Origin of the sequence: Psychrobacillus mangrovi (genome assembly GCF_037104765.1) — a bacterium.
Lineage (GTDB): Bacteria > Bacillota > Bacilli > Bacillales_A > Planococcaceae > Psychrobacillus > Psychrobacillus mangrovi.
Window position 1 is genome coordinate 64,030 of record NZ_JBAWSY010000001.1, and the last position, 14,233, is coordinate 78,262.

Annotated in this window: 14 protein-coding genes; 12 read left to right on the plus strand and 2 right to left on the minus strand. The window is 36.3% G+C overall.

The features are described 5' to 3' along the window. Nucleotides 1–24 precede the first annotated feature (24 nt). From WAX74_RS00365 to WAX74_RS00410, 10 genes are all read left to right on the plus strand, one after another. Nucleotides 25–792 carry an ABC transporter ATP-binding protein gene (locus tag WAX74_RS00365; protein ID WP_336495669.1) on the plus strand — a complete coding sequence of 256 codons (768 nt, stop codon included), beginning with the start codon at nt 25–27 and terminating at the stop codon, nt 790–792. Continuing rightward, complete coding sequence (locus WAX74_RS00370) at nt 776–1,483, plus strand: ABC transporter ATP-binding protein (protein WP_336495670.1); 708 nt, start codon at nt 776–778, stop codon at nt 1,481–1,483. Before WAX74_RS00365 ends, WAX74_RS00370 begins: the two co-directional genes overlap by 17 nt. 13 nt (nt 1,484–1,496) lie before the next feature. After that, nucleotides 1,497–2,357 (plus strand): branched-chain amino acid ABC transporter permease, encoded by an 861-nt coding sequence (locus tag WAX74_RS00375; protein ID WP_336495671.1) that lies wholly within the window; start codon nt 1,497–1,499, stop codon nt 2,355–2,357. Nucleotides 2,358–2,363: 6 nt separating this feature from the next. Then, nucleotides 2,364–3,377, plus strand: coding sequence for a branched-chain amino acid ABC transporter permease (locus WAX74_RS00380; protein ID WP_336495672.1), 1,014 nt, complete (start codon nt 2,364–2,366; stop codon nt 3,375–3,377). Then, complete coding sequence (locus WAX74_RS00385; RefSeq protein WP_336495673.1) at nt 3,374–4,396, plus strand: 3-oxoacyl-ACP synthase; 1,023 nt, start codon at nt 3,374–3,376, stop codon at nt 4,394–4,396. The genes WAX74_RS00380 and WAX74_RS00385 overlap by 4 nt, the downstream gene beginning before the upstream one ends. Continuing rightward, a complete protein-coding gene (phaZ, locus tag WAX74_RS00390) occupies nt 4,396–5,295 on the plus strand; it encodes an intracellular short-chain-length polyhydroxyalkanoate depolymerase (protein WP_336495674.1) in 900 nt (299 codons plus the stop codon). Before WAX74_RS00385 ends, phaZ begins: the two co-directional genes overlap by 1 nt. After that, nucleotides 5,292–6,032 carry a 3-oxoacyl-ACP reductase FabG gene (gene fabG, locus WAX74_RS00395; protein WP_336495676.1) on the plus strand — a complete coding sequence of 247 codons (741 nt, stop codon included), beginning with the start codon at nt 5,292–5,294 and terminating at the stop codon, nt 6,030–6,032. The genes phaZ and fabG overlap by 4 nt, the downstream gene beginning before the upstream one ends. Before the next feature lie 19 nt (nt 6,033–6,051). Continuing rightward, entirely contained in the window at nt 6,052–7,548 is a 1,497-nt protein-coding gene (locus WAX74_RS00400) for an AMP-binding protein (protein WP_336495677.1), read from the plus strand. A gap of 115 nt (nt 7,549–7,663) precedes the next feature. Beyond that, the gene (locus tag WAX74_RS00405; protein ID WP_336495678.1) at nt 7,664–8,089 is read left to right on the plus strand and encodes an acyl-CoA thioesterase; all 426 of its coding nucleotides are present in this window, start codon (nt 7,664–7,666) and stop codon (nt 8,087–8,089) included. Next, nucleotides 8,089–8,391, plus strand: a complete 303-nt coding sequence (locus WAX74_RS00410; protein WP_336495679.1) for a hypothetical protein — start codon at nt 8,089–8,091, stop codon at nt 8,389–8,391. The genes WAX74_RS00405 and WAX74_RS00410 overlap by 1 nt, the downstream gene beginning before the upstream one ends. A gap of 8 nt (nt 8,392–8,399) precedes the next feature. On the opposite strand, the gene WAX74_RS00415 is transcribed toward WAX74_RS00410, so the two are convergent. Together WAX74_RS00415 and plsY are read right to left on the minus strand one after the other, a co-directional pair. Further along, nucleotides 8,400–8,693 carry a HesB/YadR/YfhF family protein gene (locus WAX74_RS00415; RefSeq protein WP_336495680.1) on the minus strand — a complete coding sequence of 98 codons (294 nt, stop codon included), beginning with the start codon at nt 8,691–8,693 and terminating at the stop codon, nt 8,400–8,402. A 71-nt stretch (nt 8,694–8,764) separates the two neighbouring features. Then, on the minus strand, nt 8,765–9,376 hold the full coding sequence (gene plsY / locus WAX74_RS00420; protein ID WP_336495681.1) for a glycerol-3-phosphate 1-O-acyltransferase PlsY: 612 nt from the start codon (nt 9,374–9,376) through the stop codon (nt 8,765–8,767). 452 nt (nt 9,377–9,828) lie between these two features. Here plsY and parE point away from each other — a divergent pair, with 452 nt between their 5' ends. Then, on the plus strand, nt 9,829–11,799 hold the full coding sequence (gene parE, locus WAX74_RS00425; RefSeq protein WP_336495682.1) for a DNA topoisomerase IV subunit B: 1,971 nt from the start codon (nt 9,829–9,831) through the stop codon (nt 11,797–11,799). Next, on the plus strand, nt 11,796–14,228 hold the full coding sequence (gene parC, locus WAX74_RS00430) for a DNA topoisomerase IV subunit A (RefSeq protein ID WP_336495683.1): 2,433 nt from the start codon (nt 11,796–11,798) through the stop codon (nt 14,226–14,228). The genes parE and parC overlap by 4 nt, the downstream gene beginning before the upstream one ends. The last annotated feature ends 5 nt before the right edge of the window (nt 14,229–14,233 follow it).

The window sequence follows — 14,233 nt, forward strand, 5'->3', positions numbered from 1 at the left end:
TGATGTTGAAAGGAGTTTTTTGGAATGGAACCAATACTGAGAACTGAGAATTTAACGATTAAATTTGGCGGTCAGACCGCTGTGGACCATGTGGATTTTTCAATGCCATCCAAACACTTTAAATCTATTATAGGACCAAATGGTGCTGGTAAAACAACCTTTTTTAATTTATTGAGTGGTGAGTTAAATCCAACAGAGGGAGATGTTTTCTTTAAAGGGGAATCTATGGCTAAGTTTTCTTCCGTTCAACGTACGAGAAAAGGACTTGGTCGTTCCTTTCAAATTACAAATGTATTCCCTAATCTAACCGTAATCGAAAACGTTCGTTTAGCCGTTCAGTCCAAAGAAAATATTCGCTATCAAATGTTTCGACATTTTACAACATACAAAGATTTGCACATCCAAGCGGAAAAACTTTTAGAAGTTGTATTGCTTTCTAGTAAAGCAAATGCTATTGCAAATCAGCTATCTCATGGGGAAAAAAGAAAATTAGAAATTGCGATGCTACTTGCTTTAGATACTGAAGTATTACTATTAGATGAACCAACTGCAGGAATGTCTTTAGAAGAAGTACCAGCCATATTAGACGTAATTAAACAGATTAAACAAACAGGTGAAAAAACGATTTTGTTGATTGAACATAAGATGGATATGATTATGGATTTATCAGATTCTATTATGGTCTTATTTAATGGTAGACTGCTAGCGGATGGTACGCCGACAGAAATAATGAATAATGAAACAGTTCAGCATGCTTATTTAGGAGGGTTGTACGATGAGCATCTTGCTTAAAGTAGACAATGTTCACACGTATATTGGGCAATATCACATTCTTCAAGGTGTTTCATTTACAGCGAAAGAAGGAGAAGTAAGTGTTTTGCTAGGTAGGAATGGAGCTGGGAAAACGACTACTTTAAAAACAATCATGGGTTTAACACCAGCATCTACAGGATCCATTGTTTTTCAAGAAAAAGATATAACGAAAAATGCAACTCATCATATCGCTTCCAATGGAATTGGATATGTTCCAGAAGATCAAGGGATTTTTGGAGCACTAACAGTTGAGGAAAATTTAAAAGTTGCAATGCGAAAAGAAGATGATGCAGCGCATGCAAGACAGGAATATGTGTTGGAGTTATTTCCAGACTTAAAAAAGTATTGGAAAAAAGATGGTGGACATCTATCAGGTGGTCAAAAGCAAATGTTATCTATGGCAAGAGCTTTTGTTAACGAAAGTAAACTGCTGTTAATAGATGAGCCATCAAAAGGCCTTGCACCAGTTGTTATCGAAAAAGTGATGGAAGCTATAAACGAAATGAAGAAACAGACTACAATTATACTAGTAGAACAAAATTTTATTATGGCTAGTAGAATCGGTGATACATACACACTAATTGATGATGGAGAAACCGTACAATCAGGCCAAATGAGTGAGTTAATACAGAATGAAGAGTTAAAACGTAAGTATTTAGGGATTGGGTGAGGAGGCAAAAAAGATGGAACTAATCATCAATTTATTGATAAATGGTTTAGCAACGGGGATGCTCATATTTCTTCTGGCAGCTGGACTAACATTAATATTTGGATTAATGGATGTATTAAACTTTGCTCACGGTGGATTATTTGCATGGGGGGCATTTTCTGGTGTTTGGTTTTATGGGTTAACCGATAGTTTTACTATTGCGATTTTAGGTGCTATTTTAACAGGTATCGTGCTTGGATTTATTACAGAGAAGCTTATTATTACACCTGTTTACGGAAATCATATTCAACAGATTTTGATTACTTTAGGATTTATGATTGTTCTATCAGAAATGTTGAAGGTTGTTTTTGGACCAAATCAAATTGCAGCAAAAACTCCTCCATTATTATCCGGAAGTTGGGAAATTGGAGATGTAATCATCATTAAATATCGCTTGTTTATCATATTAATAGGTTTTCTAGTATTTGGTATATTCCAATTTATATTGAAACGTACCAAGATTGGTTTAATTGTCCGTGCAGGAGTTATGAACAAAGAAATGGTTCAGGCTCTTGGAATAAATATCAAACAAGTATTTTTATATGTATTTATGGTCGGTGCGGGACTAGCTGCTTTAGGCGGAGTGCTAATGGCTCCTTATTCAGGGGTGATTTATGCTGAAATGGGTATGGAATTTGCTATTCTAGCTTTTATTGTGGTTGTCATAGGTGGTATGGGTAGTTTTCCAGGATCCCTTCTTGCTGCAATACTTGTTGGTCTTGCGGGTAGCTTCATGGCGTACTATGTTCCAGCTTTATCACTTGCGGTCAATATGATGCTTATGGCTATCGTATTAATTTTCCGTCCGCAAGGTTTGTTTACTGCGAAAGGATGATGCGAAATGAAGTCTAAATTTCAATTAAATAATGCTGTATTAATAATAATCGTGGCGGCACTTGCAATTTTCCCATTTGTTTCTGACTCCAGAACATGGACAATTCTACTTACACAAATATTTATTTTCTCTATCTTAGCAATGAGCTATGACATTTTACTAGGTTATACAGGAATTGTCTCATTTGGTCATGCGATGTTTTTCGGGTTGGGTGCTTACGCAACAGCAATAATGCTCAATCATTTTGAAGCAACATTGAGTATATTTTTCATTTCTATACTAGTAGGAATGGTATTAGCTGCAGTAATCAGTTTTTTAGTAGGACTACTCACCTTAAGATTAAAGAGCCATTTCTTTGCGATGCTAACAATGGCCGTTTCTGGGTTATTTTTAGTACTTGCAGAAAAATGGAGAACACTTACGTATGGTAATGATGGTTTCACATTTCGTGCACCAGAGTTTTTTAAAGACCGAATGATGTTTTACATTCTTGTACTTGCTTGCTTAGTACTTGTTTACTTTTTCTTGAGAAGATTTGTAGAATCACCACTTGGAAAAGTGTTAATAGCTGTACGAGAAAATGAACAAAGAACAAAGTCTTTAGGATTTCAGACGTTGCATTATAAGGTAATAGCTTCGGTTGTTGCTGGTGTTGTAGCTAGTTTAGCTGGATCTCTCTATGCAGTATCTCTTCGTTTTGTTAATACAAGTGTACTCACAATGGACATAACATTAGATGCTCTTCTTATGACCATTATTGGTGGAGTAGGGACACTAATCGGTCCTATTATCGGTGCTGGAGTAATTGAATTAGCACAACATTATTTGTCAGGTCTTGCAAAAGAGCATCCTATTTTCGAAAGATGGATCATCTTCTTCGGAATCATCTATATATTAGCTGTGATTTTCTTCCCAAGAGGAATTGTTGGCACCATTCGACATGCGTATTGGAAAAGAAAAAATAAAGGCGGACTTGCGGTATCTATTAAACCAACCAATAGAAAGGCGGAAGCAAAATGACTGTAGGAATTGTCAGTACTGGTGTTTATATACCAGACAACGTCATGACTGCAGAGGAAATTGCTGCTCTTTCTAATTTACCAATTGATGTTGTGAAAAATAAAATGGGAATTACACAAAAACCGATTCCTGGGCCAGAAGACCACACAGTAGCAATGGGGATCAAGGCGGCTGAAAAAGCATTAAAAAAGGGCTCTATTGATCCGAAAACCATTGACTTAGTTATTTATATTGGGGAGGAACATAAGGAATATCCGTTATGGACTGCCGCTATTAAACTACAAGAAGAAATAGGCGCCTATCATGCTTGGGGGTTTGATGTAGCGCTACGTTGTGGTACTACAATTATGGCTATTAAAGTAGCAAAGAGCCTCATGGAGTCGGATTCTACTATAAATACTGTTCTTCTTGCTGGTGGATATAGAAACAGTGATTTTATTGATTATACAAACGAGCGCACTCGTTTTATGTTTAATCTTGGTGCAGGTGGAGCAGCAATTATTTTAAAAAAGGATCATCCTGAAAATATTATCCTAGAGTCAGAGATTATAACAGATGGCTCTTTTTCTGAAGATGTAGTCGTGCCAGTTGGTGGAACAAAAGAACCGCTTACGGTTGAACATCTGCACAAGGGACTATACCGATTAGATGTGTTAGATCCAGAAGGCATGAAAGCAAGACTCGAACAAAAATCTATGCAAAACTTCATAAAAGTTATTCGAAATGCATTAATCAAAAGTGATTATTCAGAAGATGATATTGACTATTTAGCTATACTTCATATGAAAAAATCTGCACATGACTATGTCTTAAATGAACTAGGATTATCCAGCGATCAATCGATTTATTTGAGTGATTACGGGCATATTGGTCAAATGGATCAAATCATTTCGTTAGAGCTTGCGCAAGATCATGGAAAATTAAAAGATGGAGATCTTGCTGTACTTGTCAGTGCCGGCATTGGATATGCATGGGGAGCTGTAGCGGTAAGTTGGGGGAAACAAGGGGGAGAAAAGTAATGAGTTTACCTAAAGTATCTTTATCCAATGGAGAGACAATTGCATATCGTGTACGTCCAGGTGGAGAAGAAGTTATCGTATTAGTGCACGGCAATATGACCTCTTCTAAGCATTGGGATGTTTTAATCGATAAATTAGATCAAAAGTACACGTTATACGCAATAGATTTAAGAGGATTTGGAGAGTCTACGTACCATACTCGTGTACAAGGAATAAAGGACTTTTCAGATGACTTGAAGGAAGTTGTGGACCTTTTATCGTTGAAGAAGTTTCACTTAATAGGATGGTCTACAGGTGGAGCCATTTGCATGCAATTTGTAGCAGACAATCCAGATTACTGTGAGAAGTTAGTTTTGTTAGCATCTGCTTCAACGAGAGGATATCCTTTCTATGGTGCAAATGAGGATGGAACACCAAACATGAACTATAGATTTCAAACGATTGAAGATGTAGAAAATGATCCATCAAAAACTAGAGCGATGCAAGGATTATATGACACCAAAAATAAAGAGGGATTAAAGGCAGTGTGGAATGCTGCAATATATTCTCATAATCAACCTGAGAAGGAACTTTATGAAGCTTATTTGGATGATATGTTAACGCAACGAAATTTGGCAGATGTCTATCATTCATTAAACACGTTTAATATTGGCTCTGGGCATAATGGAGTAACAGAGGGAACAAATCAAGCTAAAGATATAACAATTCCTGTGCTTATCTTAAGAGGTGATCGTGATTATGTCGTGAACGAAGAAATGACACAAGAAATTGTGAAGGATCTAGGAGACAATGCCACTTATATACCATTAGTAAACTGCGGTCATTCTCCATTAATCGATGATTTGGAGCAGTTAACAAATCGAATCGAAACATTTTTAACAGAGGAGAATGCGCAATGAGGTTAAAAAATAAAGTCGCCATTATAACAGGAGCTGCAAATGGAATAGGTTTGGCTGCAGTTCTTCGTTTTGCAGAAGAAGGAGCCAAAGTAGTTTTAGCTGATTTTGATACAAATTCAGGTGTACAACAAGAAAATGAATTAGTTGGTAAAGGTTTTGATGTGAAATTTGTCCAGGTGGATGTAGCTAAACGCGAAAGTGTAGATGCACTTGTTCAACAAACAATGGACCATTTTGGCACAATTGATATTTTAATAAATAATGCTGGTATTACAAGAGATGCAATGCTAACTAAAATGACTGCAGAGGACTTCTCACATGTATTAGATGTAAATCTAACCGGCGTTTTTAATTGTACACAAGCAGTACTTCCACATTTAGTAGAAAAAGGATACGGAAAAATTATAAATACTTCCTCTGTAAGTGGGATTTATGGGAATGTAGGTCAGACTAATTACGCTGCTTCAAAAGCAGCTGTTGTAGGCATGACGAAAACATGGGCAAAAGAATTAGGGCGTAAAGGTATTAATGTTAATGCTGTAGCACCAGGTTTTACAAGCACTTCTATGGTAGCTAAAATGCCAGAGAAAGTTATAGATCAAATGAAATCCGTTATTGCTTTACAACGACTTGGAGATCCTACTGATATAGCAAATGCGTATTTATTTTTAGCATCAGATGAATCAAGTTATGTAAATGGTCACGTCTTACACGTCGATGGCGGTATTATGATGTAATGAAAGGAGCGGTTGCAGAGTGTTTACAGAACAAGCTTGGATATATAAACGTGCAGCACTGTCTCCAACAAAAACCGCTTTAATCGACAGTAATTCTGGAGAGCAATGGACTTATAAAACGTTAACAGATCATATATCTAAATGGGTTCAACATTTTCAAGAAAAGCAATATGTAAAAGGCGATCGAATAGTAATTCTATCTCAGAATCGAATTGAATTATTCGCGATTTTATTTGCATGTGGATTAAAAGGGCTTTTATATGTTCCTCTCAATTTTCGTTTGAGTGTTTCAGAGTTGAAATATATTTTAAATGACTGTGAACCTGTATTAGTAATCCATGATGAAGAGCATCAAGCTATATGTTCAAAATTTGAAAAAGAATGTCTTTTAATTTCTGATGTATTAGAAGGAAGAACCGAATTCCCTTTTTCTAAATCGGAGTGGAGTTCATCGGATCCTTGGCTAATCATTTATACTGGTGGAACAACCGGAAAGCCAAAAGGGGTTGTCCTTTCATTTGATGCCGTTAATTGGAATGCAATTAACACTATTGTTAGTTGGGGTCTTAGTGAAGTAGATTGTACATTAAACTATATGCCTATGTTTCATACAGGTGGTCTAAATGCTCTTTGCCTTCCTATTTTAATGGCAGGGGGCACGGTCGTGACTGGAAGTCGGTTCAATGCTGAAGTAGCACTTATGGCTTTAAATACGTATAAGACGACTATGTCACTTTTCGTTCCTACTATGTATCAAGCAATGCTCGAGACAGATTATATAAAGAGAGCAACATTTCCAACCGTGAAAGCCTTTTTATCTGGAGGGGCACCATGTCCAAAAACTATTTATAATCAATTTGAAGAGAAAGGAATTCTTTTCAAAGAAGGTTATGGCCTTACTGAAGCGGGACCGAACAACTTTTTTATTCACCCTCAAAGAGCAAGCAAGAAAAAAGGGTCTGTTGGAAAATGCATGCAATTTAATGAGGTAAAAATAATCAATAAGTTTGGGGAACTATGCAAGGAAAACGAAATAGGGGAATTATATATATTTGGTAAGCATGTGTTCACAAAGTATTGGAACAATGAAGCTGAAACAAATTTAGCTAAAGTGAATGGCTGGTTAAAAACAGGGGATTTAGCTATGTTTGATGATGATGGTGATTATTATATCGTTGGAAGAAAAAAAGAGATGATTATTTCAGGAGGAGAAAATGTATATCCCCAGGAAGTAGAGCAGTGTCTCGTTTTACATCCAAACATACGCGAAGCGGCAGTAATCGGCTTAGAAGATGATAAATGGGGAGAGAGCGTGACAGCTTTCATCACCTGTAAAGAATCAATCGTATCTTTTGAGGAAGAAGTAATTATCTATTGTAAAAAATCACTCGGAAGCTATAAAGTGCCGAAGAAAATTTTTATCTTACAGGAACTTCCTCGAACTGATGTAGGAAAAATTGATAAGAAAAGATTACAACAACTAGCTTTTAACGAAAAAAAAAGTGAAATCTGTTAACAGGCGGTCAGTTATTACGATAACTGACCGATTCTTTTTTGTTCAGATTTAGAGATTTCCCATTCTGCTTTTTATGTTACTTTTCTGTATAATATATAGAGAGGTGACAGGAAGAATGTACATAAGTGAAAAAGAAATAGAAGTGCGCTATGCAGAAACGGATCAAATGGGAGTAGTATACCATGCAAACTATGTTATTTGGTTAGAAATAGGAAGAACTCAATTGATTCAAGACTTAGGGTTCACGTATGCAGGTCTTGAAGCAGATGGATATATCTCTCCTGTGACAAATGTTAATATTAACTATTTATCATCTGTTAAATATGGTGAGACAGTAACTGTAAGAACCTGGATTGAGAGTCATGGAAAACTTCGTACTACATATGGATACGAGATTTTACATAAAGATGGGACAATTGCATCAAAAGCTACTTCCGAGCATGTGGTCGTCAAAAAAGACAATTTCCGACCGATTGCGCTAAAAAAAATCAATCCTGAATGGGATTCGAAATATACTGAAATAGCAAAGGAAAATAATTAATGGCATTTGGAATAACACGTGATGAATTAAATGAATGGAAACGACATGTTAAAAATGAGCAAATCGCATTCTTGACACATTATTGGGTCGACAAACGGTTTCCTGGGTGTAATACAGTTACAAAAGTTGGTTGTAGTAATATCAATACTTTAGTTGAGTGGGGGAAACAGTACGGTTTAAGAGAAGAGTGGATAGATTTAAAAGAAGGTTATCCTCATTATGATTTATTTGGAAACCACGAATATGAAATATTGAAAAAAGAAGGCCTTCTTGAACAACTTATGAGATTTAAAAAAGCGTGACATTAGAGTCACGCTTTTTTATAGGAATAGGCTAATTCTTTTAACTTGGTGTCTACATCTACATATAGATCATGACCATTGAAAAACCATTCGTCTTTCTCCTCGATAAAAAATATAATATTTTCTATCGTAACTGTTACAGATGGAATTACTGGAGTATCTTTTGTCATGCCTAAGGAAAATCCTTCGTTTATCGGACTTGTTCCTCCATAACGAGCATAGAACCTGATATTGTCGCCAGCCTGTGCTTCCATTTCTTCCTGGAACCATTGTAATGCATCTGTAGAGACAAATATTTTCAAATCTAATCACCAAGCTTTCTTTAATAGTTGCTATAAGAACATTCACTATCATGAATAAGTGCTAATTGAGGTTAAATCCATTTCCAATTGACTTTTGGTTCGGTTCCATCTTTGATTCGTTTCATGTTCGTCCGATGTCTATAAAAGATAAAAATCGCAAGAAGTATAACAATACCTATCAATGGTAAATCGTGATTTACTGTGTAGTAATAAATAACGGAATAGAACACCGCAATAATAGCAAGAATCATCGATGTTAGAGAAACAATTTTAGTTAGCTTAAGGATTATGATAAACCCAACAATTAAAATGACAAAAATAGGCCAGTTATATCCCAATAATATTCCACCTGAAGTAGCAACTGCTTTTCCACCTTTAAACTTCGCAAATATAGGATACATATGACCGACAACAGCAAGGATACCTAAAATTAAAGGATGCACATTAGCAGATTCAAAGAAGGGTAAAGCACCAAGAAGTGTTGCAGCAGTCCCTTTTAATATGTCCATGATCGTAACAACTAAACCGGCTTTCATTCCAAGTGTTCGGAATGCATTTGTTCCACCTAGATTACCGCTTCCATGCTCTCGAATATCTGTATTATAAAATAACTTTCCTACCCAAAGTCCTGAAGGGATGGAACCAATAAGATAAGCCAGTAAAAGTAAAATGATTATAGTCATAGCATACTCCTTTTATTATGAAACTAATAATATCTTGAACTTTTCTTAGTTTACCATGTAAACAAAGCTCTATTCAATGTTTAGTAAATAAATATCTACTAAATAAATATCTACTAAATAAAACTAACCAAAGAACATTTTATAACGGTATAATAAATTATAAATGAGCTTCGATTAGAGTTAAGTAATATACAATTGTAGCAGAAAAAACATACTTAATTCTTATGCTTTTATCAAATTGTGAGTTTTGTTTATTAAGGTTATGTTGTTACAAAGAAGGAAAAACGTGTACTAATAGAGAAAGCTAAATAGTGGCAGATTGCATTAAACCCAATATTTATTTACAATTAAATTCTGTCCTATGTACTGTAAGTATTGACACATCGACAATCTGTTTGTAGGCTTAATAAGAGTTTGGAACAGATGTTTTGTTTTTTGGAGGGGAACATATTTTGCGCAAAGATGAAGTATTAGCAAGCTATAGCGATGATGATATACAGGTATTGGAAGGCTTAGAGGCCGTTCGTAAAAGACCTGGTATGTATATCGGATCAACAGATACAAGAGGGTTGCATCACTTAGTATATGAAATCGTAGATAACGCTGTAGATGAGAGTCTTGCGGGTTTCGGAGATCATATAATTATAACTATACACGAAGACCAAAGCATTACTGTACGTGATTTTGGACGGGGAATGCCAACCGGTATGCATAAAACAGGAATACCGACTGCAGAAGTAATATTTACAGTATTACACGCTGGCGGTAAGTTTGGACAAGGTGGATATAAAACGAGTGGTGGACTCCACGGTGTAGGTGCATCCGTTGTGAATGCGCTCTCTTCTTATGTTGAGGTAGTTATCCATCGTGAGGGGAAAAAATTCAAACAACGTTTTGAAAACGGTGGTAAAGTGGTTGAACCTTTAACCCAGATAGGTACAACGAAAGAAACTGGAACGTCTGTTCATTTCCTACCGGATCCAAGCATATTTTCAGTAGTCAAATATAATTACGAAACATTGAGTGAAAGACTTCGAGAATCTGCCTTTCTATTGAAGGGTTTAAAAATTGAATTAAATGATGAGCGAACAGGTGCTCAAGATATTTTCTTTTATGAAACAGGTATTGAAGCTTTTGTTGCATATTTAAATGAGGAAAAGGATATTTTGCATCCTGTTTTCTATATGGAAGGTTCTCATGATGAAATAGAGGTTGAATTCGCATTTCAATTCAATGATGGTTATTCAGAAACTATCCTATCATTTGTAAATAATGTTCGTACCCGTGATGGAGGAACACATGAAACAGGTGCAAAGGCAGCTTTAACAAGAGTATTTAATGATTATGCTAGGAAAACAAATTTATTGAAAGAAAAAGCTAAGAACTTAGAGGGTTCTGATATACGAGAAGGTGTTTCTGCTGTCATTTCCGTTCGTATCCCTGAGAATATTCTACAGTTTGAAGGACAAACAAAAGGAAAGCTAGGCACAAGCGAAGCAAGAAGTGCAGTAGATGCTGTCATTTCAGAAAAACTTCAATATATTTTAGAAGAAAATGCAGAGCTAGCTTCCTCTCTTATCCGAAAGGCTATTCGTGCACAACAAGCTCGTGAAGCTGCCAGAAAAGCTCGGGAGGATGCTCGAAATGGCAAAAAACGTAAACCTTCTGAATTGTTATCTGGCAAGTTAACTCCTGCACAATCGAGAAATGCAGCCAAAAATGAACTTTATTTGGTCGAAGGAGATTCCGCTGGTGGTTCTGCAAAGCAAGGTCGAGATCGTACCTTCCAAGCAATCCTTCCTTTACGCGGAAAAGTTATTAATACAGAAAAAGCGAATCTAGCTGATATTATGAAAAACGTAGAAATTGCAACTATCATCCACGCAATCGGTGGGGGAGTTGGAGCAGATTTCCAAATTGATGATATCGCCTATGATAAAGTTGTAATTATGACTGATGCCGATACTGATGGGGCACATATTCAAGTACTATTATTAACTTTTTTCTACCGCTATATGAAACCTCTCATTGAAAATGGAAAGATATATATTGCGTTACCACCTCTGTATAAGGTATATAAAGGGCTAGGCAAAAAAGAAGTATTAGAATATGCATGGACTGAAAAAGAATTAGATACAGCAACAAAAAAAATTGGGAAGGGATACATGCTTCAACGATATAAAGGACTTGGAGAGATGAATGCTGACCAATTATGGGACACTACTATGAATCCTGAAACACGAACTCTGATTCGAGTAACCATTGAAGATGGTGCTCGTGCTGAAAGACATGTGACAACACTTATGGGTGATAAAGTAGAGCCTCGTCGCAAATGGATCGAATCAAATGTTAACTTCACTTTAGAAGATGACTCGAATATTTTAGAAAATGAAAGAATACACACGGAGGATGAGTTAGAATGACACAAACCGAGCGTTTTCAAAATTTACCACTAGAAGAAGTGATCGGTGATCGGTTTGGACGTTATAGTAAATACATCATTCAAGACCGTGCACTGCCAGATGCAAGGGACGGGCTAAAGCCTGTTCAACGTCGTATCTTATTTGCAATGTTCCAAGAAGGGAATACAAACGATAAACCATTCCGCAAATCAGCTAAAACAGTCGGTAATGTAATTGGTAATTATCACCCTCACGGTGATACTTCCGTATATGATGCAATGGTACGTATGAGTCAAGATTGGAAATTACGTCATATGTTAGTGGAAATGCAAGGGAATAATGGTTCTGTAGATGGAGATCCACCTGCAGCGATGCGTTATACCGAAGCTAGAATTTCTGCTATCTCACATGAGTTACTACGAGATCTAAATAAAAATACAGTAGATTATATACCAAACTTTGATGATTCAGATTCGGAACCAGTAGTTTTACCTGCACGTTTTCCAAATTTGTTAGTGAACGGTTCGACTGGTATATCAGCTGGTTATGCAACGGATATTCCACCACATGCGCTTCACGAGGCACTCGATGCTGTATTGATGCGTATAGAGAACCCTGCAGCAACAGTGGATGAGTTAATGACTGTCATAAAAGGTCCTGACTTTCCGACAGGAGCAATTATTCAGGGTGTAGATGGAATTAAGAAAGCTTATGAAACAGGAAAAGGCAAGATCGTCGTTCGATCTAAAACTGAGATTGAATCTATTAAGGGTGGCAAGGAACAAATTGTCATTACGGAAATTCCTTTTGAAGTTAATAAAGCCAATTTAGTTAAAAAAATTGATGAACAACGTCACGATAAGCGGTTAGAAGGCATTGCCGATGTGCGAGACGAGTCAGATCGTACAGGATTGCGTATTGTTATTGAAATGAAAAAAGATATCGACGCCCGTGGTATACTACAATATTTATTTAAAAATACGGATTTACAAGTTACGTACAATTTCAATATGATTGCCATTCATAATCGTAGACCTACGATGATGACATTGCCGCTCTTATTAGACTCTTATATTGACCATCAAAAAGAAGTGGTTACTCGTCGAACAGCTTTTGATTTGGTAAAGGCTAAAGAACGTCTGCATATTGTAGCAGGTCTTATGAAAGCCCTATCCATTTTGGATGATGTCATTAGAACAATTCGTGCCTCTAAAGACAAAAAAGATGCTAAGAACAACTTAATCGCAGCTTTTGAATTTTCTGAAGCACAAGCTGAAGCAATCGTTTCCTTACAACTTTACCGTTTAACTAATACAGATATTACAGAGCTTCGAAAAGAAGAAGAATCCTTGAATGCATTAGTAAAAAAATTAGAGAGTATCTTAGCTAGTGAGACTGTTCTTTTAAAAGTAATCAAGAAGGAACTTCAAGAAGTTAGAAAGCAATTTGCAGAACCTCGTAAATCAACGATTGAAGAGGAAATTGAAGAGATAAAAGTTACACTGGATGTATTAATTCCAAGTGAAGAGGTAATTGTTACGGTCACGAAGGATGGATATATAAAACGCACTAGTATGCGATCATTCACTGCCTCGAACGGACAGGATTTCGCTATTAAGGAATCTGATTACTTATTGTACCAGGAGCCTATTAATACGCAGCATCATTTACTTCTGTTCACATCCAAAGGTAATTATATTTATCAACCTATCCATGAACTACCGGATATACGTTGGAAAGATCTTGGTCAGCATATTTCTAGTATCGTACCTCTCGATACAAATGAATCCATTATTAATGTAATAGGAATCGAAACTTTTGACCTTGACCTATGTGTGCTCACAGCAACTAAGGAGGGAATGATCAAACGTTCTCTACTTTCAGATTATGTTGTCCAACGGTATGCGCGTCCAATAAAGACGATGAACTTGAAAAAAGATGATGAATTAATTCTTGCACTATTAGTTTCGCCATCGGATGATGTGTTGTTCACGACATATCTTAGCTATGCAGTACGATTCTCACTTGATGAAGTACCAATTACAGGTGTTAAAACAGGTGGAGTCAAGGCGATTAATTTAAAAGATGATGATTATGTAGTAAGTGTAAATGTTATTTCTCAAGATACTAATGAAGATATAACTCTAATTACACATCGTGGTTCCGTGAAAAAAATGGCCCTAAAAGAAATAGAATCTAGCGGTCGTGCGAAACGAGGAATCGTGACACTCCGTGAACTTAAGTCGAATCCTCATAGAGTTTTTGCTGTTATATTGACGAGCAAAGAAGATGAAGTAGTATTGGAAACTGAAAAAGGGGTTCAAGAAGTTGTTCAATCGCAAACGCTTCGTCCAACAGATCGCTATTCAAATGGATCCTTTATTGTAGATACCGAAAAAGACGGTCAACTTGTTCGAGTTTGGAAACAACCAAAAGTACCGAAAGAGTAAGGAAT